This window comes from Actinoplanes sp. NPDC049599, from assembly GCF_044465625.1.
Taxonomy (GTDB): Bacteria; Actinomycetota; Actinomycetes; order Mycobacteriales; family Micromonosporaceae; genus Actinoplanes.
In genome coordinates, this window is sequence record NZ_JBITLX010000004.1 from 247203 (window position 1) to 272601 (window position 25399).

Sequence of the window (25399 nt, forward strand, 5' to 3'; positions counted from 1 at the left end):
GGTGACAATAGAACCATGTGCGACCCCTACCCGGCTCCCCTGATCAACATGCACGGAATGCCGCGACAGGCGTGCGCCGCGTAACGAGATCGCGAGACGGTGGATATGGTGGCTGTTCGGACACGTGAGCGAGGACGGCGACGCATGGGCATCATTCGGGACATGCAGCGGGCGCACGCGACCCAGGCTGCCGCCGAGCTGCGCGCGCAGACGGCCGCGGAACAGCAGCGCCAGCTGATCCGGCGTAACGCCGACCTGGCGGCCGCCGCCGCCCAGCAGGCCGCCTCCGACGCGGAGCGGCAACGGGAGCACCGCCGGCTGTACGCGGAGGCCCGCACGGCCGACGCGGCGGCGGCGAACGCGGACGTCCGGGCCCGGCTGTCCGACCTCGACGCCCTGCTGCTGTCCACCCTGGACGTCGACGACCACATCGACCTGGACCGGTTCAAGAAGCCGGTGCAGGCGCCGCCGTTCGACCCGGGCAAGCTGGGCCGGCCGTTGCCGGAACCGTCCTGGGAGAGTTTCGCCCCACCGGAGCCGCGCGGGGTGGGCAAGATCCTCGGCGGGGAACGGATCCACCAGCAGCAGGTGGACGCGGCGAAACGGGCATACCAGGCCGCCCGCGCCCGCTGGGTGGACGCGGAGACCCGCCGGCTGCGGCAGCTCGCCGAGCGGGAACGGCAGTACGAGGAGAACCGCAGCCGCTACCAGGCGAAGCTGATCTCGTACAACGCCGAGGTGGACCGGTTCGCGGCGGCCGTGGCTGGGGCCGACCCGGCGTCGGTGGTCGAGTACTTCGCGATGGTGCTGGGCAACTCCGTCTATCCCGACGACTTCCCGCAGCACTTCCGGCTCGCGTACCAGGGGAAGCAGCGGAGGCTGCTGGTCGAATACCACCTGCCGCCGCTCGAGGTGATCCCCGCGGTCAAGGAGTACCGCTACGACCGGGTCCGCGACGACCTGTACGCGGTGCCCCGCGACGAGGAGGAGATCCGCCGCCGGTACACCGAGATCATCGCGATGGTGGCGCTGCGCACCATCCACGAGATCATCGAGGCCGACCGCGGCGCGCTGGTGAGCGAGGTGCTGTTCAACGGCATCGTCGACACCGTCGACCGGCGGACCGGCCAGTTCGTCCGCCCGTGCCTGGTGTCGGTGCGGGCCGACCGGGACACGTTCGCGGCGATCAAGCTGCGCCGGGTCGACCCGATCGCCTGCCTCAAGCACCTGCAGGCCGGGCTCTCCGCACAGCCGGACCAGCTGGAGGGCGTGCCCCCGGTGCTCGACTTCGACCAGGAGGCGGGCCAGGACAACACCCGCGAGTTCAACGTGCTCGCCGACATCGACGAGCGGCCCAACCTGGCCACCATGGCCGCCGAGCAGTACGAGCAGCTGCTCGGCGACCTGTTCGGCAACATGGGCCTGGAGATGGGCGAGGCGGCCGAGGGCCCGCGCTGGCTGGCCACCGACCCCCGGCCGCTGTTCGGCGGCCCGGTCGTGATCTACGCGGCCCGCGGCCGGGCGGTCAGCGCCGCCACCGCGGCCGGCCTCGCCGAGGAGGTGGCCGCGGCGGGCGCGACCAAGGGCATCCTGGTCGCGATCGACGGCTACGAGGTGGAGGCGCACGAGGCCGTGGCGGGCCGGCCGATCGAGCTGCTGGACGGCCCCGCCCTGCTCAACCTGCTCGCCGAGCACTCCGGTGTGAAGGCCCGGATCGAGCCCTCCTGACCACATAGGACAAAGCCGGGGAACGATCGGCCCGACTTTCCGAGTTGATCTGTCCAATGGGTCCCCGCCTCCCTAGGCTGTCGCCACTGTCGGTCCGCACGCGGCAGACGGTCAACGGGGGAAGCGTCATGGGTAGAAATCTGGGTCCCGCACGTCGCCGGGGGCTGACCTTCGGGTCCCTCGCCGCGATGCTGATCTCGTTGGCGGCGGTGGTGCCGCCGCCGGGCGCGCACGCCGCGACGGTGACCAGCGCGACGCCGAACGTCGCGCTCAACCAGCAGTGGAACGCCTACGGTGACGCCGGCGGGCACTGGACCGGCGCCGACAGCACGGCCTCGGTGCTGCTGCCGGACGGGCGGATCGCCTGGCTCTACTCGGACACCTTCCTCGGCACCGTCAACGCGGACCACTCGCGGGCCCGCACCACCCCGATGATCAACAACTCGATCGTGGTCCAGCAGGGCAGCACCTTCACCACGCTGACCGGCGGCACCGCGGCCGCGCCGGAGTCGCTGGTCGGACCGTCCAGTGCGGACGAGTGGCGGTGGGTCGCCGACGGCACCGTCGTCGGCAACAACCTGCAGGTCTTCTACAACACCTACCGGCGTACCGGAACCGGGGCCTGGGACTTCAAGCTCTCCGGCAGCGAGCTGGCGACCTTCGCACTGCCCGATCTCACCCTGCGCGGCACGGTCCAGCTGCCGGTCGGCTCGTCGGTCGCCTGGGGCATGGCGGTGACCGAGCAGAGCGACTACACCTACGTGTACGGCACCGAGATGTCCTCGCCGACCAAGTACGTGCACGTCGCCCGCGCCCGCACCGGGCAGCTCTGGGACCCGTGGGAGTTCTGGGACGGCGCCGCCTGGACGGCCTCCGAGGCGACCTCGGCCCGGCTGGTCAGCGGGGTCGGCAGCTCGTTCAGCGTCGACCTCATCGACGGCCGCTACCTGCTGGTCACCAAGGACGACACCCTCGCGTTCGGCCCCAACGTCGTCGCCTACTTCGCGACCTCACCGACCGGCCCCTTCACCGAGCAGACCTTCCTCTACCAGGCGCCCGAGGCGTCGGGCAGCCAGTTCGTCTACGACGCGCGCCTGCATCCCGAGCTGTCGAAGCCGGGCAGGCTGGTCATCTCGTACAACGTCAATTCGATGGCCGCGGACGACAACTACCGCGACGCGCGCATCTACCGCCCGCGCTTCATCGACGTCGCGCTGTCCACCGCACCGCCGGACCCGAGCACCCTGCCGCCGGCCCCGGGCAACCTGCGCGCGACCCCCGGCGACGGCCAGGCCACGCTGCAATGGGACCCGGCCGGCGCCGGGCTCTGGTACTGGATCTACCGCCGCGACCTGACCGCCAAGGAGACCCAGTACGCGCGCCTGCCGTACCCGGTCGCCGGGGCCACCCAGGTCACCGTCGGTGGCCTGCTCGACGGCCACCAGTACGAGTTCCAGGTCTCCGCGATCAACGAGCTCGGCGAGGGACCCCGTTCGGCGTCGGTGGCCCTGACCGCGACGGCGATCCCGGCGGCCGTCCCGGCCGGGCTGACCGCGACCGCCCGCACCGACGGGCAGATCGACCTCGCCTGGCAGGCGGCCGCGCGGGCCACCTACTACTGGGTCTACCAGCGGAACGTCACCGACGGCGAGACGACGTTCACCCGGCTGAACCTGCCCGCCTCCGGCACCACGTTCACCGCGGGCCTGCTGACGCACACCCACACCTACGAGTTCCGGGTCACCGCCGCCAACGGCGGCGGTGAGACCGCGCCGAGCAACACCGTGCAGGCGACCTCCTCGTACGCGAAACCGGGCGCGCCCACCGGACTGACCGCGGTGGCCCGTGGCGACGCCAGCATCGCCCTCAGCTGGACAGCGCCGGGCGAGAACCTCTGGTACTGGATCTACCAGCGCGACGTCACCGCCGGCGAGACGACGTTCACCAAGCTGGCGTACCCGGCGACGACGACCTCCGCGACCCCCGGCGGCCTGCTGGTCGGGCACGTCTACGAGTACCAGGTTGCCGCGATCAGTGCAGGCGGCGACGGCCCGAACAGCGCCTCCGTGCAGGCCACCGCGAAGCTGGACGTGCCGGGCACGCCGACCGGCCTGACCGCCGTGGCCCGCGGTGACGCCAGCGTGGCCCTGACCTGGACGGCGCCGGGCGAGGATCTCTGGTACTGGGTGTACCAGCGCGACGTCACCGCCGGCGAGACGGAGTTCACCAAGCTGGCGTACCCGACGACCACCCCGTCCGCGACGCCGGGCGCACTGCTGGTCGGCCACGTCTACGAGTTCAAGGTCGCCGCGATCAACCAGGGCGGCGACGGCCCGGCCTCCGCGCCGGTCACCGTGACGGCCCGCCTCGACGAACCCGGCGCCCCGACCGACCTGGTCGCCGCGGCCGGCGCCGGCAAGGTCACGCTGACCTGGAGCTTCGCGCAGACCGACGCCTGGTTCTGGGTGTACACCCGGGACGTGACGGCCGGCGACACCACCTTCACCCGCAGCGGCTACCCGGTCGCCGACGCCACCACGGTCACCCTCGGCCCGCTGGTCAACGACCACACGTACGAGTTCCAGGTCGCGGCGATCAACCAGGGCGGCGAGGGCGCGCGCAGCGCCGTCGCCGCGGCCAAGCCGGTGGCGGTCAAGCCGGCCGCCCCGACCGGGCTCACCGCCGTGGCGGGCACCGACGGCACCGTCAAGCTCGCCTGGACCGCGTCCCCGGGCGACAACTGGTACTGGGCCTACTGGCGCGACGTCACCGCCGGCGAGACCACGTTCACCAAGGCGGGCTACCCGGTCGCCGACGCCACGAGCGTCACCGTCGGGCCGTTCACCCACAACCACACGTACGAATTCAAGGTCAGCGCGGTCAGCGGCTCGGGCGAGGGCCCGGCCGGCGCCACGGTGAGCTCCCTGGTCCGGTACGCGGTGCCGGGCGCGCCGCAGAACGTCCGGGCGGTCGTCGCCGGCGACGGCGTCGTCAACCTCAGCTGGGACGCGGCCGCCCCGCAGCTCTACTACTGGATCCACCGCCGGGACGTCACCGCCGGGGAGACCACCTTCACCAAGGCGGGCTACCCGACCGACCAGACCCAGATCACGCTGTCGGCGCTGACCATCGGGCACACGTACGAGTACAAGGTGTCCGGGCAGAGCACCGGCGGCGAGGGACCGCAGTCGGCCGTGGCCTCGGTGGTCGCCCGTGGCACCGTGCCAAGCCCGCCGACCGCTCTGACGGCCACGCCCGGCAACGGCGAGGTCAAGCTGAGCTGGACGGCGAGCACAACGGGAAGCGTCTACTACTGGGTCGAGCTGCGCGACGTCACCGCCGGAACCGGGTTCAAGCGCCTCGAATACCCGGTCGACGGCACCTCGCTGACGGTCAAGCCGCTGGTCAACGCGCACACGTACGAGTTCCGCGTCGCGGCCACCAGCACCGCCGGGGACAGCGCCCCGGCCGCCGCCACCGCCAAGCCGATGCCGCCCCTACCGGGGGCGCCGCCGGTGCTCAACGCGATCGCCATCGACGGCGCGGTCGGGCTGGGCTGGACGGCCGGCAGCAACGCCACCTCGTACGTGGTCGAGTACCGCGACGTCACGGCCGGGCAGAGCGCCTGGAAGCGGTCGAAGTCGGTCGACGGCTTCGCGTTCACCGTGCAGTCCCTGACGAACGGCCACGCCTACGACTTCCGGGTGAAGCCGGTCAACGCGACCGGCGAGGGCGCCGCGTCGCCGACGGCCCGCGCCACCCCGTTGCCGGCGCTGCCAGCCGCGCCCGCCGGCCTGTCGGCCACCGCCGGCAACGGCCAGGTGAAGCTGTCCTGGTCGGCTGCCTCGGGCGCGGACTTCTACTGGGTGTACTACAAGGCCCAGGGCCAGACGGAGTGGTACTACCTGAAGAACCCGATCTCGGGAACGTCGACCACGGTGAAGTCACTGCTCAACAACTTCAGCTACCAGTTCAAGGTCACCGCGGCCAACCCGGCCGGACAGGGCCCCGCGTCCAATGTGGTCAGCGCGAGGCCCACGGCGCCGCTGCCGGCCGCGCCCTCCGGCCTGTCCGCGGACGCCGGCGACGGCCAGGTGAAGCTCTCCTGGACGGGCGCCTCGGGCGCGGACTTCTACTGGGTCTACTACAAGGCCCAGGGCCAGACGGAGTGGTACTACCTGAAGAACCCGGTCAAGGGCACGTCGACCACGGTGAAGTCGCTCTACAACAACTTCAGCTACCAGTTCAAGGTCACCGCCGCCAACGAGGCCGGGCAGAGCGGCTACTCCAACACCGTCACCGCCAAGCCGATGACCCCGCTGCCTTCCGCCCCGACGGGGGTGACCGGGCGCATCATCGACAATTCGATCTACGACTTCACCACCGTCCTGCTGGAGTGGAACACCAAGCCCGGCCTGTACTACTGGGTCTACTACCGCAGCGCGGGCGGCAGCACCTGGACGAAGTGGGGCTACCCGACCACGGCCGGCAGCGCGCAGTTCGCGCCGCAGCGCAAGGGCGACATGGAGTTCATGATCCGCGCGGAGAACGTCTCCGGGCTCGGCCCCGCGAGCGACACCGTCAAACTGCGGCTGCATTCCCGGACCGATGTTTTCCGAATTGTGGCCCGCTGGATGGCCACCCAGATGTCGATCAACGCCAAGTCCACGGTCGTCCGCGACATCTACGACTTCAACCAGACGACGATCGGCAAGATCGGCGCTTACGCGCTGTGGGCCCGGTGGGTCAAGCCGGGCGCGGACTGGGACCACAAGGCGATTCTCCGCGAAATCCTGGAGGCGCCGTACAGCGAGCATCCGCGGGTCTGGACGAGGGTGCCGACGCGGGAGGAACTGGCCATCCTCTACGACATCTGGTCCAACATCCACTACGGCTATGTCGGCTGCCAGGCCGGCTTCAGCCGGTTCGAGCTCAACCTCGGGCAGGCGTCACCCGGTGCGGGTGCCGACGGCTACAACTTCGACAAGGGCGACCTGCTGTCCGTCAAGCTCGGCTACGACATGTGCGACCGCAGCAACAAGAACGTCTCGCCCGAGGCGCTGGCCAACGTCGTGATCAACAACGTGCCGATCTGGCAGTCGTACGGCGGCGACCGGGTCAAACCGTGGGTCGAGGGGATGAACTGACACCCGGGAGCCGGAGGGCGTGACCGGTGGTCGCGTCCACCTGTTCGGGGATCTCCTCGTGGCGGTCGCCGACGGTCGGCGTGCCGGTGGGCTCGAACATCAGGATCTGCGCGCCGCCGGGCGACGACGGCTTGTGCTCGGTGCCCCGCGGCACGGTGAACACGTCGCCCTTGGCCAGCACAACCGTGCGGTCCCGCAGGGCGATGCGCAGCTCGCCGTCGAGCACGAGGAAGAACTCGTCGGTGTCGTCGTGGGCGTGCCAGAGGTGCTCGCCCTGCACCTTGGCCACCCGGACGTCGTAGTTGTTGACCCGGGTCACGATGCGCGGGCTCCACAGGGCGTCGAAGGAGGCCAGGGCCGCGGTCAGGGAGATCGGAAGGTCGCTCACGGTATCCATCGTCGGCGCGGCCGGCCCGGCGCGCGAGTGCTAGGAATTGCAGATGACGCAAGGATCCTCGCACCGGGTCGTGGTCATCGTCGACGCGAACTCCAACCCGTTCGAGCTGGGCTGCGCGACCGAGATCTTCGGCCTGCGCCGCCCCGAGCTGGGCCGCGACCTGTACGACTTCCGCCTCTGCGCACCCGCACCCCGCACCCGGATGCGCGACGGCTTCTACACGCTGACCGGGGTCGCCGGGCTGGCGGCGGCGGAGCAGGCGGACACCCTGATCGTCCCGAACCGCCCGGACGTCGAGGTGCCCCGGCGCCCGGCGGTGCTGGCAGCGATCCGGCGCGCCCACGCCCGCGGCGCCCGCCTGCTGGGCTTCTGCAGCGGTGCGTTCACCCTGGCCGAGGCGGGCGTGCTGGACGGGCGCCGGGCCACCGCGCACTGGCAGTGGGCGGACGACTTCCGCGCCCGCTTCCCGGCGGTGACCCTGGCGGAGGACGTGCTCTTCGTCGACGACGGCGACATCCTCACCGCCGCGGGCAGCGCGGCGGCGCTCGACCTGGGCCTGCACGTGGTCCGCCGGGACTTCGGCGCGGAGATCGCCAACGCGGTCAGCCGCCGCCTGGTCTTCGCCGCCCACCGCGACGGCGGCCAGCGCCAGTTCGTGGAACGCCCGGTGCCGGCGACCCGGGACGAGTCGCTGGCGCCGCTGCTGGCCTGGGCCCAGGAACGCCTCGACCAGCCGCTCACCGTGGCCGGCCTGGCAGCCGAGGCGGCGGTCAGCCCGGCGACGCTGCACCGGCGCTTCCGCGCCGAACTCGGCACGACACCGCTGGCCTGGCTCACCGCGGAACGGATCACGCTGGCCCGCAGGCTGATCGAACGCGGCGAGCCGCGCTTCGAGCTGGTGGCCCGCCGCGCCGGCCTGGGCACGGCGGCTAACCTGCGGTCGCTGCTCCGCCGGGAGACAGGTCTGACCCCGACGCAATATCGCCGTCGCTTCGGAACGGCGCCACGTTGAGCTCCTCGATGCGCTGCCAGAGCGGGCGCAGGGCGGCCTCCGGCTCGCGGGCGAAGATGCTGCCGCGGATCCGGACGAAGACGCAGTTGCCGACCCGTTCCAGCACCGCCTGCCGGCGCATGTCGCTCTCCCACTGCTCCGGCCCGTGGTACGCGTCCCCGTCGCATTCGATCGCCAGGCGGCGGCCGTCCGGGGCGTTGAGCACGAAGTCGATGCGGTAGCCGCCGATCCGGAACTGCGGGGTCGGGCGGTAGCCGCGTTTGACCAGCCGGCGCAGCACCTCGCGTTCGAAGTCGCTCTCGCAGAGCAACTCCAGGTCCGGCGCCGTGGTCTGCGTCGGCAGGTTCAGCGCGTAGTTCAGCAGCAGGGCCCGGGCGTCGTCGGCCAGCAGCGACGACGGCCGGACCGAGTGGAAGATCCAGAGCTGGTCGCGGGCCCGGGAGGCGGCGACGTTGACCCGGCGGTGGTACTCGCGCTTGGTGAACGCCGCCGGCCGGCCGTCGTTGTCGGAGACCACCATGGACACCAGCACCACGTCGCGCTCGTCACCCTGGAACGTGTACGCGTCACCCACCCGCAGCCGCCGCGCCTCCATCTCGTCCTCGCCGATCTCCTCGCGGATCCGCGACAGCAGATAGCCGGCCTGTCCGCTGGTGCTGAGCAGGCTGATCACGCCGAGGGTCCGGCCGGCGTAGGCGTCATCCGCCACGATACGACCGATTTGCGCAACGAGCGCTTCCGCCTCGGCCAGGTTGACGTCGCCGAAGCCCGCGAGCGGCTGTCTCACGCCATCGGCGAGGAACACCGCTCGCACCGGTGAGAGCACAGCCCGATCCGCCCGCAACGGCTGGATCTTCCCGTCGTAGTAGTGCCGGGAGGAGAACTCGATGATCTGCGGTACGCAGCGGAAGTGCTCGGTGAGCAGGATCCGTTCCGGTGAGCGCCGCACCGCGTGGTCGTAGAGCGAGGACTCCGGGTCGAAGTGCTCGGCCGACGGCACGTCGTCCAGGTGGCTGTGGATCAGCCCGGCGACCGAGCCGACGAAGCCGAGCTGCGGGCCGATCTGCTGGTCGTCGCCGACCACCACGGCCCGCTCGGCCAGCGCCAGCACCGGCAGCGCGAACAGGTCCGCCTGCGACGCCTCGTCCACGATCACCACGTCGAAGTGCGCGCCGCCGGCGAACTGCTCGATCGCCCGGTCCACCGACATGACCCAGACCGGCACCGCCTCGACCGCGGACTCCATGGCCCGCTGGGCGTGCGCCTGCCAGGCCGCCGCGCTGCGGCCGGTGCCCTTGCCGATCTTGCGCAGGGCGGTGGTCCAGTCGGCCAGCGCGGCCCGCCGCCGGTCGTCGAGCGCGCGGGAGACCTCCAGCCACGCGGACGCGACGACCAGGTCGCCGGTGAGCCGGCGGATCTTCTCGCGGGCCAGCTCGATGCGCCGGTTCAGCACCGCCGGGTCCACGCTGCCGACCACGTGGTCGAACCACGTCTGCGCCTGCCGCCACTCCCACGCCTGCAGGCAGGCGGCGCCGGAGACGGCCGGCACCTGCCCGGTGCCGATCTGGGCGGCCCACTCCGGCGCGATCTCCGCCAGCCGATCGCGCAGCTCGACACAGCGGGTCGCCGCCGGACGCAGTGCCACGAGGCGGCGGGCCTCGGCGACCAGATCGTCCCACTGGGTGAGCGCCGGATCGAACCAGGCCGCGGCCAGCGGCGGCCACGGCACCAGCGCGTCGGCCACCGCCCGGTCGGCCGCGTCGAAAGCATCAAGATCAAAGACCGCGGGGCTGTCGTCCAGCAGGGCCGCGACCTCGGCCAGCCGGCCGGCGTCCAGGTCCAGCTCCTCCTGGGGTACGAGCACCCGCAGGCGCGCGGACAGCTCGGGCCACTGGCGGGCGTCCCAGCCCAGCGACTGGTCCGCCTCCGCGAGCAGCGTGCCGGCCCACGCCTCCGGCTCGCCCGGCCGGGCCGGGATGTCGAGGCGCTGGATCCATTCCGCCCAGTGCTCGCCGAGGCGCCGCTGTGCCTGGCCGCGCCGGACCCAGGCGGCGGCCAGGTCCACGTCCTCGACCGTGCGCAGCGGCTCGCCGTCGACCCGGACCTCGTCGGCGATCCGGTACAGCCCGGCCTGCAACAGGCGGTTGACGCCCCGGCCGGCGGCGAACCGTTCGCGCAGCTCGGCGAGGCCGGCCAGCAGCTTCTTCGGCTCCGCGGCCAGCGTGCCCGCGGCGGTGACGCGGTGCCCGCCCAGCGTGCGGGCCAGCTCGGCGAGCGCCCGCTGCAGGTCCTCGGTCGCCGCCACGTGATCCGTCCACACCCTGGCCCAGTGCGGGTCGGCCAGCAGCCGGCCCAGCCGGTCGGTCCACGTGCCCTCGCGCCGGTGCAGCCACGCGACCGCGTCCTTCAGCCCTTCCCGCAGGCCCGTGACGAGGCTGGGCCCCTGTGCGCGTACCGCCTCGGTGTCGACACCGGCCGCCTCCAGGCGGGAGACGCGGTCGGCGGCCGACTCCCGCTCGGCCCGCGCGTTTCTCGCGGTGGCCGCGTCGGGCAGGGCGGTGACCTCCGGCAGCGGGCGCAGCGCCGCAGCCCGGTCGGCCGGCGCGATTTGCGCGGCGAGCCGCAGCAGGGCGGCGAACTCGTCCGCGGACAGTGGCGGCCGGTCGGCCGGCGCGACCGGGTCGGGGATGCCACCGTGCGCGGCGGCTCGTTCCCGCAGCCAGGCACCCACGTCGGCGGGCGAGAGGTGCACGTCGTCGATCAGGTACGTCGCCGCCTCGTTCTCCGCGATCGCGCGCAGCCCGCCCAGCGCCGCGGCCAGGTCACGCTCGGCGTCCTCCAGCCGCCGGGTGAGGCGCTCGACCCGGCCCGCCTCGGCGTGCTGGTCCAGGGTGGCGGCCCGGTCGGACAGCTCGCGGGCGGCGAGCTGCAGCTGCACGAGCTGGTCGGTGGTGCGGCCGAGCACGGCCAGGCAGAGCGCCTGCACCTCGGCGGGCAGCCCGTCGCGGAGCACCCGCAGCGGGTCCTCCTTCTGCGCCACGACCAGCACCCGCTTGCCGTTGGCCATCAGGTGGCAGATCAGGTTGCGGATGGTGTGGGTCTTGCCGGTGCCGGGCGGGCCCTGCACGGCCACGTTGCGGTGCAGCGCGAGCCGGCGGGCGATCGACTCCTGGGCCTCGTTGGTGGGCAGCGGCATGAGCAGCCGCTCCCCCACCCGGTGCCAGTCCTCCGGCCGGTCGTCGGGCATCCGCAGCTTGCTGGGCTCGTGCGCGACGATCGCGGCCAGCGCGCCGATGCTGGCGGTGTCGCCGGCCAGCAGCCGGTCGCGCAGGCTCTCCAGGAAGCCGCGCAGCAGCCGCTGCCGGGGCCGGGTGAACAGCACACCGGTGTCGACCAGGTGCGGGCCGGTGCCGGTCTCGCCGGGCGCGAGCACCCGCCGGTCGTAGCCGAGCCGGCCCAGGGCGCGCTCGAACAGCTCGCGGCGCTCCAGGTCGTCCCAGAGATCGACCTCGACGGTGCCGGCCGGCCCGGCCAGCGCCAGCAGCTGGCCGAGGTACCGCTCGTCGAGCCCGGCGAGCGCGTCGGTCTGCAGCCGGGACGGGCCCTGCGGCGAGACGGTGATCAGCGAGCGGTCCGGGTCGTACTCGATCAGCACCGGCGTCGTGACCAGCGGATACCGCACCCGGTTGCCGGCGATGACGGTGTCCAGCAGGCCGTGGCCCCAGACCAGCTCGGTGCTGGCGGCGGCCATGTCGACCTGGTGCATGAGGTCGAACAGCTGCCGGTGCAGCACCCGGACGCGTTCCGTCTCGGCGCTGGCGAGCGACCAGGGCCGCCAGACCTCGTCGCGCCAGGTCTCGAACTCCGCGCCGTCGGCCTTGGGCTCGTCGGTCGGGGTGATCTGGTTGAGCCGGCGGCGCAGCTCCGCGGGGACGGCGACCGGCCCCGGCAGCTCGGGCAGGCCGACCCGCAGCCAGCCGCTGCCGTCCGCGGCGGGACCCAGCTGGCAGGCCGGGTGCGCCGGCAGGGCGTCGAGCCGGTACGCGTCAGCCGGCACCGTGCGCGCCGGACGTTCCATGTGGGCCCGCACGGCGAGCAGATAGTCCGCGACGGAGACGGCCCGGTCCCGGATGACGGTGGGCGACTCGGACTGCGGCGCGGACATTCTTCGCAGGTTATCCGATGTCCGCAGCAGCGACGGGGCGGCGCGGTAGGCACCCGGACGGCTATGGTTTCGACGCCGGAAGGGGGACGACATGTCGCAGGGTGAGTGGCAGGGCTGGCCGACCACACCGCCGCCCCAGCCGTACGCCTACGCGCACCCCCAGCAGCCGGCCTTCGATCCCGGCGACCCGCTGGTCAGCAACGACTTCAACGGGTGGTGGCAGCGCGGCTTCCGGCTGCTCCGGGCGGCGTGGCGGCCGATGGCGGTGATCCAGGCGCTGGTGGCCGTGCCGACGTTGATCCTGCTGGTGCCGGCCATGGTGATGTTCCAGGACCGGCAACGGGAGGGCCTGGCGAAGCTGGAGGCGTCGACCACGACGGAGTCCCTGCCGGACCTGTCGGAGCTCTTCGCCGGCTTCCCGATCCTGCTGGCCGCCACCGCCGGCGCCGGGCTCTTCTACCTGTTCGGCCAGCTCGCCGGCCAGCAGGTGGTGGTGTTCACCGCCACCGGCCGCACCGGCAACCTGGTGGGCCCGGCCCTGCTGGCCGCGGCCAAGCGGCTGCCGGCGCTGATCGGCTGGTACCTGCTGGCGATCCCGGTGCTGATCGTGGCGACGGTGCTGTGCTTCTTCCCGGTGATCTACGTGGCCGCGGCGCTCACCGTGCTGCCGGTGGTGGTGCTGCTGGAACGCGGCAACGGCATCGGCCGCTGCTTCCAGCTCTTCCACGCGAGCATCGGCGTCTCGGTGAGCCGGATCGCCACGATCTTCGGGCTGAGCCTGGCCGGCGGCCTGCTGCTGACCCTGGTGACCACGGTCGTCGACGTGACGATCGGCGGCAGCTTCAACACCCCGAATTCCGCGGCCACGGTGGTCAACACGGTGCTGCAGAGCGCGTACTACGTCGTGGCGTACCTGGTGGTGGCGCCGCTGCTGGTGACCGCGTACGCCGACATGCGCGCCCGCCGCGAGCCGTTCGGCACCGCGAGCCTGCTGCCCGGCACCGCCTGATCAGGCCTCCGTCAGCCGGGCCGCCGCGGCGGCGCGGAGCTCGGGTGTCTCGATCGGGTCTTCGCGCAGGTAAGCCAGCGGCCGGGTCACCGCCGGCCCGGGCCACCGCCGGGCGGCGGGCAACACGGCCGCGCCGAGCAGCGCGAGGCCCCATCGCGGGACGGCGAGGAAATCGTGGGGTCCCGCGGCCCGAAGACCGGCTCGTCGATCCGGTCGCGCACCACCGGCAGCAGGTCGTCCCACTGCTCGGCCGGCCAGTGCCGGGACACCGTCTCCAGCACCTCCCACGTCCCGGGCCTGGATGGCGCCCGGCCCAGGCCGCGTTGCAGCCGGTCGGGGACCGTGGCCGCGGGCTCGTCTACTTTCTTCCTTCATTGCCGTCGCAGCCTCAGCGGCAGCCTTCCCGCAGATCTTGATGAGCTAAAACGTTCCAGAGTCTTTTGCGTGGTTGGCGTATCGGGCGATGGCGATAGCCCGCCGGAGTGACGTGGGCCGCGCGCCGACCGCCACCGACGCGCAAGATTTCGATCTTGTTGAATTGGTGTGAGCTCCGAACCTTAAGTCCACAAGATCGACAATTCGCTGCTCGCTTCGTAACTTTTACGCCCTTTGTTCCCTGAGGATTCCTGCTATGTGAGAATCCTGCTCAATATGTGGCCCAGTGCTGCGGGTTCGGCGGTGGGCAGGCCTCCGGCAATGCTTGGCGCGGCCGTTTCGGCGCGGCAGAAGTGTGTCGCCCGTCCGGGGGATGGCGATCGATCATCACACCAGCCATGCAAAAGACTCTCCAGCCAAACCCCACCGCTACAAGGTCCACCACTCGCGCCCCTTTCCTCCTGAAATGAACCCCTCAACCTCCAAGGGTCAATCCCGCATACCGGACGAACCCGGCAAGGGGGCTCGTAGCTCACACGATCGCGCTGTAGGCGTTCAGCGCCGGCTGGCCGCCGAGGTGGGCGTAGAGAACGGTGGCGTCCCTGCCGATCTCGCCCCGGCTGACCAGGTCGATCAGCCCGGCCATCGACTTGCCCTCGTACACCGGGTCGGTGATCATCCCCTCGGTCCGGGCCGCCACCCGCATGGCGTCCAGAGTGGACTCGTCCGGGATGCCGTAGATGCCGGCGTGGTAGCGGTCGTCCAGCAGGATCTCGTCGTCGCGCAGCTCCCGGCCGAGGCCGATCAGCTCGGCCGTGTTGCGGGCGATCCGGGCCACCTGCTCGTGCGTCTCGGCCGGCTTGGCCGAGCCGTCGATGCCCAGCACCCGGCGCGGCCGGTCGTCGCCGAGCGCCGCGAAGCCCGCGATCATCCCGGCCTGGGTGCTGCCGGTCACCGAGCAGACCACCACCGTGTCGAAGAAGACCCCGAGCTGTTGCTCCTGGGCGGCGACCTCGCGCGCCCAGTTGGCGAAGCCGAGACCGCCGAGCCGGTGATCCGAGGCGCCGGCCGGGATCGGGTACGGCTTGCCGCCACGCGCCTGCACCTCGGCGATGGCCTGGTCCCAGCTCTCCTTGAAGCCGATCCCGAAGCCGGCCTTGATCAGCCGTACGTCGGCGCCCGCGAGCCGGCTCAGCAGGATGTTGCCGACCTTGTCGTAGACGCTGTCCGGCCAGTCGACCCAGCTCTCCTGGATCAGCACGCACCTGAGCCCCGCGTACGCGGCCACGGCGGCGACCTGCCGAGTGTGGTTCGACTGCACCCCGCCGATCGACACCAGCGTGTCGCAGCCCTGCGCCAGCGCGTCCGCGACCAGGTACTCCAGCTTGCGGGTCTTGTTGCCGCCGTACGCGATGCCCGAGTTGCAGTCCTCCCGCTTGGCCCAGACCGCGGCGCCACCGAGGTGCCGGGTGAGCCGGTCCAGGCGGTGCACGGGCGAGGGCCCGAACAGCAGCGGGTACCGGTCGAAGTCATCCAGCGGCATGGCAGCTCCTCAGTCGCGTCCCGCCGACCATCCTGCCAGTTCAGGCCGGGTGAAACCGCCGAGATTCCGCGCCGCGGCAGCGGCTACTTCAGCGGCGGAAGCGTCAGCTTCTTCGCCCGTACGGTGTTGATGATCTGCTGCAGGCCGGGAGCGGTGTACTTGCCGTGGCCGTGCATGAGGATCACGCCGCCGGCCCGGACCGGCGCCGAGCGGTAGTCGCCGTACCTGATCCGCTCCGCCATCAGGGCGGCCGACGGGCCGTCCCAGTCGTACGTGTCCGTGGTCCATCGGCACAGCTCGTAGCCCTGGCCGCGGGCGACGTCCTGCAGGCGCGTGGTGAACGCACCGGCCCCGAACGGCGGTCGCAGCAGTTTCGGCGTACCGGTGGCTGCCGTGCCCCCGGCGATCTGCTTGACCAGGTTGGTCTTGCCCATCCGGCTCAGCGCCGGATGCGTGTCGGTGTGATTCCCGATGACGTGCCCGGCGGCGGTGAGCGACTTGAACAGCGCCGGGTTCTTGCGGGCCCAGTCACCGCGGAAGAAGAAATGTGCCTTGACGTTGTTGCGCTTGAGGGTGGCCAGGATCGAGGTGAGCTGGGCCTTGCTGCCGCCGTCGTCGAAGGTCAGCCAGACGTCGTCGGTGGTGTTCCCGCAGCGCTCGATCTGCTGGATGGTGGCCCCGGCCATCGGGGTGGGCGTGGCGACCCCGTCGGCGACGACGGCCCGGGCGCCGGTGCCGGAAACCGTGCGGACCACGGTGCCCACGGTGACGACGGCGCTGCCCTTGACCTGGTAACTGCCCGGGGAGCCGGGCAGTTGGAGATAGCAGGTGCGGCTGGCGGTGCGCCGGACCGGGTTCTGCCAGACCGAGCCGGCGCAGAAGACGACGCTGCCACCGGTGCCGCCGGCGGTGATCGTCACCTTGGCGGACTTGGGCACCTCGTAAACGGTGACGATGGTGGGGACGGTGCCGCCGGGGCTGTCGTACTGCGGGGCGCCGATCCCGATCCGGAGCGGGACCTTGGTGGCGGCCTGCTGGACCTCGACGGCGCCGGCCCACAGCGCGCCGGCCTGCCGGACGCTGATGGTCCCGGCCGGCTCGGCGGCGATGGTGCCGGCCTCGGCGACGCCGATCCCGGCGCCGCCGAGAAGGACGCAGCCGGCGGCCACCGTGGCGACAACCCTGGAACGACGCATGAGACTCCCCGTGAGCAAGATCGATGGACTGTAGCGTCTGCACGGCGCGTTGGGGAGCCGGGTGGGCGCACAGAAACGTCCGCCGCCTGCGATGAGAGCAAGGCGGCGGACGCGGGGTCGGTGTGCTTACGGGAACTGCATGCGGCGGGGCCGCGGGATCACCGGGGGCGGCAGCGGCAGGTCGGCCAGGTGGCTCCAGTTGAGCGAGCCGTTGTCGGTCGACTTGATCTCGCCGAGGCAGGCCCGCAGCAGGCCCAGGTTCGGCGCGCCGGCGAAGCCGGCGATCACCACCTCCGGGGTCGGGTCGATCCGCGCGATGGCACCGCAGATCTTCGCGACCTCGCGTTCGTCGACGGCGTCGAGCGGCAGCGGCGCCTCCGCCTGGGACCGTCGCCAGGGCGGGCCGAAGCGGCGCAGCAGTTCGCGGGCGAGCCGGCCGAAGGAGCGGCCCACCTCGGCGTCCGCCATGGACATCCGCGCCGACTGGCCGTAACACCAGGGCACGACGACGTGGCCGTTGATGACGACGAGCTGGTAGACCGATTTGGGCACGCTGATGATTTCCGCCCCCGGCAGGGTGCCGAGAAAAAGGACCAACTCCTCGTACGGCAGCGGCCACCGCGGGTTGGCGAGTACTCGTTCCGTGGTCGTCGTCATGGCGGGATGAGCGTTGACCTCCCGGTCGATCGCGGTGCTCAACGCTTCGGGGACTCGGGTCCAGAGCTCTGCGGCAACCTTGCCACCGAACTGCTCGACCACCCACTCACTGGGACCGACCAGAACGTCTGGGCGCATTCGGTACCACCACCGTCCGTGTCGCTGGCGCTACGTCTGGCTAGAAGAGTTCCACTCACGGAGATCGACAGGAAGACAAATCCACCGCGATCTCAAAAACATCCATGAATGAAAACCGGCAGGACGGTCAAACCGTTGCGGCGACGTTGAAGCAGCAGGTCCGCGACCCGCGAAACATGCAACTTGCACAACACGCCGCCGTGCGGGCCGCGTGCCAACTTCGCGAGTCAGTCCTCTATTTGACAGTTAAGCTCGATCATATTTCGACATCATGACCGTCTTGCGAACAGCAACCGACAGTGATCAAGCCTCGTGGCCGGGCTCCGCAGCCGGTAAGGTGCCCGGCTGTGATCGACCCGGCCGGCACCCCAGCGCCACCGCCCCGGCGGACGGACCGCTGGCTGGTGCTGTTCGGCGTGCTGACCGTGCTGTGCGCGGGCGTCTTCGTCGCCGGCGCGGCACGCAACCGGGTGACGGCCGGCCGGATGCAGCAGGCCGACCGGACGATCCGCGCGACCCTGGACCGCCAGGGTGCCGCGCTGCTGCGCGGAGACCGGAGCGGATGGCTGAGCGACGTCGACCCGGCACTGTCCGGGGAGCTGACCACCCTGTACGCGAACCTGCGCGGGCTGCACGTGTCAGGCTGGCTGCCCCGCACCCGCAAGATCCGAACAGGACAGCGGTGGTCGGCGGACATCCAGATAAGGGTGTGCTTCTCGACGCCGACATGCACCCGCACCCCGGAAACGTATGTGCCGGCCGGTGACGTCATCTCGGCCCGTACCGAATGGACCGTGACCGGCAACCGCGCAACCTTGCGGGTCTTCGACCAGATCGGCCCGGACGGCTCGGTGCCGTGGAAAAGAACGGCCCTGACCTTCGCCACCGGCCGGCGCGTGGTGGTCGCGGCCCCGAAGGACGCAAAAAACCCGAGGCCGGAAGCCTGGCTGCCGGCCGCGGAACGCGCGGCCCAGGTGGCAGACCGGTACGCGGTGACGGAACCGCGGCCGGGCCGCTACGTGGTGTTCCTGGCCGGCGAACGACACTGGCGGGAAGCGGTGGGCGAGGACCGCGAGGCGGCGGCCTTCGTGGACAGAACAAGCGAGCAAACCGCATTCGCCATCATCGACGCGACAGCACTGGGCGCGGACCCCACCGACGAACGCCTGCTCCGCCACGAGTTCGGCCACATCGCAACCCTGCTCGGCACCCTCGACAACAGGGACGAATGGATCATCGAAGGCATGGCGGAATACATCGCGTATACAGGCGCGGCGGTGCGGTCGTACGAGTTGGTGGAGGATGCCCGATGGCACGTCACGCACAAGGCGTGGACCGGCAGGCTGGACCTGGAATGGTCCACGGAACCGACGGAACGGTTCGGGTATTACGCGATGGCGTTCCTGGCCATGCGCTGCCTGGGCGAGACATACGGCGAGGCCAAGTTGTTGTCGTTCTTCACCAGGGTGGCCCGGGAGGGAGAACCTCCGGCGGAGGCGGCGGCGGAAGCGTTGGGGAGGCCGTGGGACGAGGTGCAGAGCGCGTGCCGGCCGAAGATTCTGGCCTGGCTCAAAGCTTGAGGGTCATCGACGCCTGATGCCGATGACAAGGGCGGTGACGGCGCCGGCCAGGACAAGAGCAGCGAAGCCGATGATGGCCAGGCTCGGGAGGGTCTCGCTGTCACCGTCGCCGGAACCGACGATCACACCCGGCCGGGAGGGTGTGGGTGGGGATGGCTGGGAGGGTTCGGTGGTGGCGGCGGCTTTGAGGGCGGCGAGGATGTTCAACTCGCCGTAGCCGTAGGTGTCGTCGCGGCCGGCGGGGCCCTTGTCGGAGGCTGTCGACTCGAGGATCTTGACGACTTCGGCGGCGGAAAGCTCGGGATACTTCGACCTGACGAGCGCCGCCGCACCCGACACGATCGCGGTGGAGGCGCTGGTCCCCTCGACCGTCCGATATTCGCTGTCGAGCTTTCCGCCCACCACTGGGATGTCGATGCCGGGAGCCACCAGATCCAGTTGAGGTCCTTGGTGAGAGAACGGCGTGACCTCGCCTCTTCGCCCGCTGGCACCGACGGCGAGAACTTCCGGATAGGCCGCCGGATAGTCGCCGTCGATGCCTTCCTCACCGTCGTTACCGGTGGCTGCCACGAGCACAACGTCCGACTTCAGAGCTTTGGCGACGGCCGCAGCCAGGTCCTTGCCATCCTGGACGGCGAACGACATGTTGATCACCTTCGCGCCATGATCCACTGCCCACTCGATCGCCTTGGAGACGATGAGCGGACCGCTGGCCGGTCGGATGGGCAGGATCTTCGCGCGAGGTGCGATGCCCAACAGGCCGCGGTCAGCGGCCCGTCCCCGGGCAGCGATGATTCCCGCCATGGCGGTCCCATGACCCAGTTCGTCCTCGAGCCCATCACCGGATGCCGTCACGTCGAACCCTGGCAGCACAGCGCCTTCGAGGTCCGCGCGATCGGTGTACACGCCGGTGTCGATGACGGCAACGATGACGCCCGCTCCCTCAGAAAGCTGATGAGCCGCCGCGATATCGAGGCGTTTGAGGTACCACTGCGCGTCCCGTTGCTGGTCTGCCCGTGCCGGCACACCGCCGAGCAATGGCATGGCGAGGGTCGCCGCGACAACAGTAGCGATGATCCGAAGGATCACGGAACGTCTCACCCCTGCCACCCGATGACACCAGGTCCGGGATCGTGGCGGTACTGCTTGCGGGAGGGCTCGATGATCGGAGCTACCCCTACCTCGGTCACCCACGGATTGTCCGGATCAGTGCTCATAGCCTCGCCCCGCTTGTCGCGGGCAGGGGGCCTGCCCGCTCCGATCGGCATGGCGAGGGGACCGGCGGGACGCCCGCCTGCTTTCGGACCTCCGCGCGGGGCCGGTGCCGGCCCCTGCGGCAACCAGGGCGGCGGCGTGGGTTTGACCGGGCCGGCAGTGCCGCGACCGGGCGAGCTGCCGATCACAGCGCCCGATGGCAGGCCCCGCTGTGGTCCGCCGCCGAAGGGCGTGAAGCCTCCGCGCGATCCGACTGCGCCTCGTCCTGGCAGGCCTCCCGGCACGCCACCGCCGATGACAAGTCCCGGCTGCGCCAACCCGCCGGGGTTTCCGGTTGCCGGCGCAAGCGCGCTGGGCGGTGTGCTGGACGGCGCAATCGGCGAAGGTGAGATCACCTCTGCCAGCCCAGGTCCCTGCACACCTCCTGCTCCCTGGACCGGGTTGCTCGACTCCTGGCGAGGCAACGGCGGTGGTGGATCGTGCGGAACGGCGAGGCCGCCACTCGCGCCTACCGAGCCGCCGATGCCGGTCACCGGCCGGCCAGGAGGCCCGTCGCTGCCGGATCCGTCGCTGGGTCGGGTGCGGGACTCATCGGGCTGGAACTCGTAGATGCTGGGCGCGGTGATGGCGTTGCCCGGGTCAGCCACCAGACGCTCGGCCTCCCGCATGTGCTGACGCGCCTTCTCGTCCAGTTCGTCCTCGGCGTGATCCCACCAGCCCGGCACCCAGTCGTCGCTCTTGTCGAGGTAGGCCTGGTAGAGCGGAGCAATCTGGTCCTTGGCTCGTCGCAGCGCGTCAAGAATCTGGCCCAGCGAGCTGGCATTCGAGTCAGCGATGTCCTTGTTCACCTGCATCGTAAAGAGCAACTCGTCCATCTCGTTGACGAACGCACGCGCGGCCTTGTTCTTCTCCGGCGGCCAGGCGTCGATGAGCTTCTGCTTGGCGGCCTCAAGCCGGGAGCGCTGGTCCTTGAGCAGCCCGGCCATCGAGCCGAGTGCCGCCACCTGGCGCCAGGCCTCCGGGTCGTCCTCGCCTTCCACCATCGCCCAGATCCGAGGTGTGTTGTATGACGACCACGGCGTGGCACCGCTCGGCCGGAACGTCCCGTCACTCATGGCGTTTCCAGGTCATTTCGAGGGTCCCGCACAGTGCCGACGTCGGCATGACGTGCGACGCGCGCCTGATCCGTCGCGGTGGTCAACATGTAGTTGATGTTGTTGACGCTGCGCTCGGACTGATCGTCCACGGCCTGGAAGTCCGTCGCCACCTGCTCCGCGGCTTCGGCAAGAATTCTCGCGGCCTCGACGAACCGAGTCAGATTGACCAACGAGTTGGTGAGTGCCTCGGCATAGTCCTGCTTGGCGGCGAGCACCGCGAGGCTGGCGTTCCTGGTGCCGAAGGTGATGCCGGCCGAGAACGACTGCTTGGAGCGGTCCACATCCAGCGGGTCGACTTCCTCGGCGTAGAAGCGCACGTCCCCGGCGAACTCGCTGAGGCCGCCCGTTTCCACGTGTATCGAGCCGTCGCTCATCGCTGCCTCCCCTGTCGTCGCAGCCGCGGACCCGCCGAGAATACCGACGCAGACCGACGCTCCGTCACCCCGTGCTCACGCCGCCTCCGACATGGACACGTCGCCAGCCTTGAACCGGTTCACTTGGCCGGCGGGGCGGACGTGAGATCCACGAGTTGCTGGAGCAGATCCAAAGCAGGCTTCTTTGCCGGGGACTCCGGCAGCGCCCGTTGTGCCTCGGGGATCAGCCCTGTCCGCAACAGCTCGAAGATCTCCTGCTGCGTCGCCGGCGGGAACTCGGTCAGCCAGACGGATCCCAGGTTGTTGTCCACGACGGTCCGCAAGGACTCGGCGGCTCTCTCATCGGACAGCCGCGGGATCAGGAATTCGAGGGTGAAGTCGAACAGCCCACCGGAGGCCGCCCAATCCAGGCCCGGCTTCACGAGGATCAGAGATGCCATGGTCAACGTCCCAGGATGAACACGCGGGGTGCGAGGCCCCGCTCGGCGATGAAGCGCTCGATGCGAGCGATCTGTTCGGGGGAGAATTTTGCAACATCGACCGGCACGAAGTCGGCCTTCTCGAGATGTCGCTCCATCTGGTAACTGAACTGTGGCCATTGCTGGTCGAAGAATTGCGGCGGGAAGTTGCCGACCGCGTCATACGAGCGGCCGGCCTCATCGATCCAATCCGCGCGCGACTCCGCGGGTGCCCGGGTCAGGGTAACGCCTCGTTCTTGTTCGATGCGGAGAGCCGTCTCGGCCTCTGCCGGACGGAACTTGCCGGTCGCCGGGTCCATGCCCAGGTCATGGGCGCGCTGCTCGTTGAGCTTGGGGTCTGCTGCGGGCTTCCGCGGCGGTTCCGGGTCGCCTTTGCCGGGGGATGTGTTTTTCAGGTCGTCGACGTTGCGGCTCAGGCGGGTCATGGCTTCGCCGAGTTTTCGGAGGCTGGCGATCAGTCCCTTCAGCCATCGTGCGATTCGCGCTCCCCAAGCCGCGCACAGCGTTGTCACCTGCTCCACCACCAGCGGCGTCGCCAATCCCGCCGTGGCGATCAGTTCCCCCGCATAAACGATCAGCCGCGAGACCACCGTCGCCACCGCGTCGCGGACCAGCAGCCGGACGGTGCCGATCAGCGTGCCCGCCGCTTCGGTCATCAGGCCCATCGTTTCCGATGCTCGGGCCAGGGCGCGGAGCGTCTGCTCGCGCCGGGCTGCCCATTCCCGGTACGCCGATGCCGCCGTCCCCGACCAGTCGGCCAGGTCCGCCCGCACCGCTCCGGACAGGTCCTCCGCCTCCTCGGTCAGTGAGCTCGCGACGTTGCGCCAGGTTGTCGCGTGGGCGGCGATCCGGTTCGGGTCGCCGGCCAGCCAGTCCAGGGCTTCCGACAGGGGGCGGACGTGTTCGATCAGCCAGGCGATTCCGTAGCCCAGCAGCGCGCCCACCGGGTCCGACACCAGGGCCAGGCCGTCCAGGCCCGCTCCGGCGATTCCCAGGGTGCCGTCGATCCAGTTGCCGTTCTGCACCCCCTGCGCGATCAGCTCGATGTCCTCGGCGATCCAGATGCCCGCCCAGGGGCTCTTCGGCTCGTCGACGCGCGGCGCGATCAGGGGGTTGACGGTCACATGCCGTCCCGGATCCTCAGCAGGGCCTGCCGGCGGCTCTCGTCCGTCGCTCGGTAGGACTCCGCCGTGGTGCGCAGGCGGGCGCCGGTGTCGTCGAGCGCTTCCGCTGCCGACTTGATGCCGTCGACCAGGACGTCCTGCAGGGCGCCGAGCATCAGCGGGACCATCACGCACAGTTTTCCGTACGCGTCGGTGCTCGGGCGGACCGCGGCTCCTGCCTCGGCTGCCGTGGTCACCTGGTCGCCGATCGCCTCGACGTGGCCGGCGTGCGTGACGAGGTCCTGCGGGCGTACCTCGAGCTGGTCGGTCACGGCTGCCGCCGGGCGAACGACGCGATCACGGCCTTGCCCGTCTCCGAGTCGGCGCCGACGGTCTCGGCGGTGGCCTCGGTGGCCCGGGCCGTCAGTTCCGTCTGGGCCGCGGCCAGGGTTGCGAGGATCTGCCGGGCGGTTTCCGCGGCCGGGCGGCGGCGTATCTCCTCGTCGAGTTCCAGGCCGGTGAGCGTGCCGGTCGCGCCGACGGTCACCCGGATGTGGCCGTCGGCGCTGCGGGCCGACGCCGACAGTGCCGCGAGCCGGGTGGCGAGCTCGCGGGCCTCGGCGGCGCGCTGCTCGAATCCGGCTTGCCACTCGTCGACGCGGCGCTCGGCCGCGTCCAGGTCCGGTCCATCGAACATGGACCCACGGTAGTACCCGGCCTCACCGTCAGGTCAGGGCGGCGAGGTGGGCCAGCATCGACTGGTTCGCCTCCCAGCCGTCCGGGAACTTCACCGGTACGCCCAGATGCACCGGTTCCGTGGACGGGTGGGCGTCCAGCAGCTCGGCGATCCCGGCCCGGGCCACCACCACGCAGGCGTGCCGGTGTCGCGACGTCAGCACGCACAGCCGCCCCGACTCCAGGTGGAACGCCGTGGCGTCGCGGCGGCCCGACAGCGGGTGCAGCACCACCGTCAGGTCGTACTCGCGGCCCTGCAGGCGGTTGGCGGTGTCCACGGTGATCTCGCGGGCGTGCGCCGGCAGGAACGATCTGATCGCCGCCACCTGGTCGCGGTGGGCCGCGCCGATGGCGATGCGGTCGGCGGTCAGGGGCGTCGTTCCCGATTCCGATTCGGTGAGCGCGCCCCGGGCCAGCGCCCGGGCGGCGATCAGCGCGCAGGCCGCCGCCGCTTCCGCGTCCGTGCGGATCGTGAAACGGGCCGGGAGTTCGTGCAGGCCCCAGCCGGTTGCCGCGGCCACGTCGAGCACCTGGTCCAGGTCTGTCGACGCCGGTTCGGTGAAGGTCAGCGTGCGGTCCGCCGGGCCGGTGCCCGAGCGGAAGCCGGTGAACGGGTAGAACGCCGCCGCGACCACCGGCGCCGCCGAGGCCGGCAGGCGCCAGGAGACCGGCAGGCGGTGGACCGGCAGCTCGGGGTTGTGGCGCAGCAGGACCGCCACCGCGCTCTGCATCGGGTCCCAGCTCAGGCCGGTCCAGCGGTCGACCTCCACGGTGGAGAACGGGTCCAGCTGGCCCGGGTCGCCGACGAACAGGGCGCGTTCGAAGCGGGCCGCCACGCGCAGCAGGGCGTCCGAGCGCATCTGGTACGCCTCGTCCACGATCGCCCACGGCCAGGTGCCGTCGGTGACCGTGGCCCACTTCGCCGCCGTGCCGATCGTCACCGGGGGTCCGCCCAGGTCCGGCACCTTCGCGCCGACCCGGCAGGACGGATGGTTGCGGACCCGTTCCGAGGCCGTGTAGTCGACCGCGGAGAGCCGGCCCACCCGGACCGTCGGGTGCTGCTTGCCGAGACGCTCGATCAGGTCGTCCACCTGCTCGTTGGTCTGCGCCACGATCATCAGGGCGGCGCCGGTGGCGGCGAGCACGCCGGCCGCGCGTACCACCAGGGTGCTCTTGCCCGCGCCGGGCGGTGAGTCGACCACCACGCCGCGCCGGTCGGAGGTCGCGAGGTCGCGCAGCACCGCGTCGACAACGCGGGCCGCCTCGGCGCCCGGCGGCTCGGAGGACATGGTCACCGACGCACCGTATCCCGTCACCCCGACCGCCCCGATCTCCGCTGAGCCGATCCGCAGCGGAAAACCCAGGCAACTTCGCGATATGAGGTGAGTA

The 25399-nt window shown here is 71.0% G+C and carries 19 protein-coding genes; 5 read left to right on the forward strand and 14 right to left on the reverse strand.

All coding sequences use genetic code 11. The features are described from left to right. The first annotated feature begins 144 nt into the window (after positions 1-144). Together ACIBQZ_RS10120 and ACIBQZ_RS10125 are read left to right on the forward strand one after the other, a co-directional pair. Positions 145-1728, forward strand: a complete 1584-nt coding sequence (locus ACIBQZ_RS10120; RefSeq protein WP_396088186.1) for a restriction endonuclease — start codon at positions 145-147, stop codon at positions 1726-1728. Between the two features lie 128 nt (positions 1729-1856). After that, a complete protein-coding gene (locus tag ACIBQZ_RS10125; RefSeq protein ID WP_396088187.1) occupies positions 1857-6875 on the forward strand; it encodes a DUF5005 domain-containing protein in 5019 nt (1672 codons plus the stop codon). Here ACIBQZ_RS10125 and ACIBQZ_RS10130 read toward each other — a convergent pair. Then, positions 6847-7263: a cupin domain-containing protein gene (locus ACIBQZ_RS10130; RefSeq protein ID WP_396088188.1), complete on the reverse strand. Its 417-nt coding sequence runs from the start codon at positions 7261-7263 to the stop codon at positions 6847-6849. The genes ACIBQZ_RS10125 and ACIBQZ_RS10130 overlap by 29 nt on opposite strands. Before the next feature lie 52 nt (positions 7264-7315). Between ACIBQZ_RS10130 and ACIBQZ_RS10135 the strand changes: the two genes are divergently transcribed. Then, the gene (locus ACIBQZ_RS10135; protein WP_396088189.1) at positions 7316-8284 is read left to right on the forward strand and encodes a helix-turn-helix domain-containing protein; all 969 of its coding nucleotides are present in this window, start codon (positions 7316-7318) and stop codon (positions 8282-8284) included. Here the strand turns inward: ACIBQZ_RS10135 and ACIBQZ_RS10140 are convergent. Next, positions 8202-12449 carry an AAA domain-containing protein gene (locus ACIBQZ_RS10140; protein WP_396088190.1) on the reverse strand — a complete coding sequence of 1416 codons (4248 nt, stop codon included), beginning with the start codon at positions 12447-12449 and terminating at the stop codon, positions 8202-8204. The two genes, ACIBQZ_RS10135 and ACIBQZ_RS10140, sit on opposite strands and share 83 nt — an antisense overlap. A 91-nt stretch (positions 12450-12540) precedes the next feature. Here ACIBQZ_RS10140 and ACIBQZ_RS10145 point away from each other — a divergent pair, with 91 nt between their 5' ends. Beyond that, positions 12541-13458, forward strand: coding sequence for a hypothetical protein (locus tag ACIBQZ_RS10145; protein WP_396088192.1), 918 nt, complete (start codon positions 12541-12543; stop codon positions 13456-13458). A gap of 86 nt (positions 13459-13544) precedes the next feature. On the opposite strand, the gene ACIBQZ_RS10150 is transcribed toward ACIBQZ_RS10145, so the two are convergent. The 4 genes from ACIBQZ_RS10150 to ACIBQZ_RS10165 all read right to left on the reverse strand — a co-directional run bounded on the left by ACIBQZ_RS10150 (position 13545) and on the right by ACIBQZ_RS10165 (position 17367). Further along, positions 13545-13739, reverse strand: a complete 195-nt coding sequence (locus ACIBQZ_RS10150; protein WP_396088193.1) for a hypothetical protein — start codon at positions 13737-13739, stop codon at positions 13545-13547. Positions 13740-14365: 626 nt separating this feature from the next. Continuing rightward, positions 14366-15376: a 1-aminocyclopropane-1-carboxylate deaminase gene (locus ACIBQZ_RS10155; protein ID WP_396088194.1), complete on the reverse strand. Its 1011-nt coding sequence runs from the start codon at positions 15374-15376 to the stop codon at positions 14366-14368. An 83-nt stretch (positions 15377-15459) separates the two neighbouring features. Then, entirely contained in the window at positions 15460-16572 is a 1113-nt protein-coding gene (locus ACIBQZ_RS10160) for a polysaccharide deacetylase family protein (RefSeq protein WP_396088195.1), read from the reverse strand. Between the two features lie 126 nt (positions 16573-16698). After that, positions 16699-17367: a hypothetical protein gene (locus tag ACIBQZ_RS10165; RefSeq protein ID WP_396088196.1), complete on the reverse strand. Its 669-nt coding sequence runs from the start codon at positions 17365-17367 to the stop codon at positions 16699-16701. A 299-nt stretch (positions 17368-17666) separates the two neighbouring features. Here ACIBQZ_RS10165 and ACIBQZ_RS10170 point away from each other — a divergent pair, with 299 nt between their 5' ends. Next, positions 17667-18947, forward strand: coding sequence for a hypothetical protein (locus ACIBQZ_RS10170; RefSeq protein WP_396088197.1), 1281 nt, complete (start codon positions 17667-17669; stop codon positions 18945-18947). Positions 18948-18950: 3 nt separating this feature from the next. Here ACIBQZ_RS10170 and ACIBQZ_RS10175 read toward each other — a convergent pair whose 3' ends face one another. The 8 genes from ACIBQZ_RS10175 to ACIBQZ_RS10210 all read right to left on the reverse strand — a co-directional run bounded on the left by ACIBQZ_RS10175 (position 18951) and on the right by ACIBQZ_RS10210 (position 25299). Beyond that, positions 18951-20036 (reverse strand): S8 family serine peptidase, encoded by a 1086-nt coding sequence (locus ACIBQZ_RS10175; protein WP_396088198.1) that lies wholly within the window; start codon positions 20034-20036, stop codon positions 18951-18953. A gap of 8 nt (positions 20037-20044) precedes the next feature. Next, positions 20045-21277, reverse strand: coding sequence for a hypothetical protein (locus ACIBQZ_RS10180; RefSeq protein WP_396088199.1), 1233 nt, complete (start codon positions 21275-21277; stop codon positions 20045-20047). Next, positions 21274-21693: a hypothetical protein gene (locus ACIBQZ_RS10185; RefSeq protein WP_396088200.1), complete on the reverse strand. Its 420-nt coding sequence runs from the start codon at positions 21691-21693 to the stop codon at positions 21274-21276. The genes ACIBQZ_RS10180 and ACIBQZ_RS10185 overlap by 4 nt, the downstream gene beginning before the upstream one ends. Positions 21694-21812: 119 nt before the next feature. Further along, positions 21813-22133 (reverse strand): hypothetical protein, encoded by a 321-nt coding sequence (locus ACIBQZ_RS10190; RefSeq protein WP_396088393.1) that lies wholly within the window; start codon positions 22131-22133, stop codon positions 21813-21815. Between the two features lie 2 nt (positions 22134-22135). Beyond that, positions 22136-23296 carry a WXG100 family type VII secretion target gene (locus ACIBQZ_RS10195; protein WP_396088201.1) on the reverse strand — a complete coding sequence of 387 codons (1161 nt, stop codon included), beginning with the start codon at positions 23294-23296 and terminating at the stop codon, positions 22136-22138. Then, positions 23293-23607: a type VII secretion target gene (locus ACIBQZ_RS10200; protein WP_396088202.1), complete on the reverse strand. Its 315-nt coding sequence runs from the start codon at positions 23605-23607 to the stop codon at positions 23293-23295. The genes ACIBQZ_RS10195 and ACIBQZ_RS10200 overlap by 4 nt, the downstream gene beginning before the upstream one ends. After that, the gene (locus tag ACIBQZ_RS10205; RefSeq protein ID WP_396088204.1) at positions 23604-23972 is read right to left on the reverse strand and encodes a YbaB/EbfC family nucleoid-associated protein; all 369 of its coding nucleotides are present in this window, start codon (positions 23970-23972) and stop codon (positions 23604-23606) included. Before ACIBQZ_RS10205 ends, ACIBQZ_RS10200 begins: the two co-directional genes overlap by 4 nt. A 28-nt stretch (positions 23973-24000) precedes the next feature. Continuing rightward, complete coding sequence (locus ACIBQZ_RS10210; RefSeq protein ID WP_396088394.1) at positions 24001-25299, reverse strand: AAA family ATPase; 1299 nt, start codon at positions 25297-25299, stop codon at positions 24001-24003. Positions 25300-25399 lie beyond the last annotated feature (100 nt).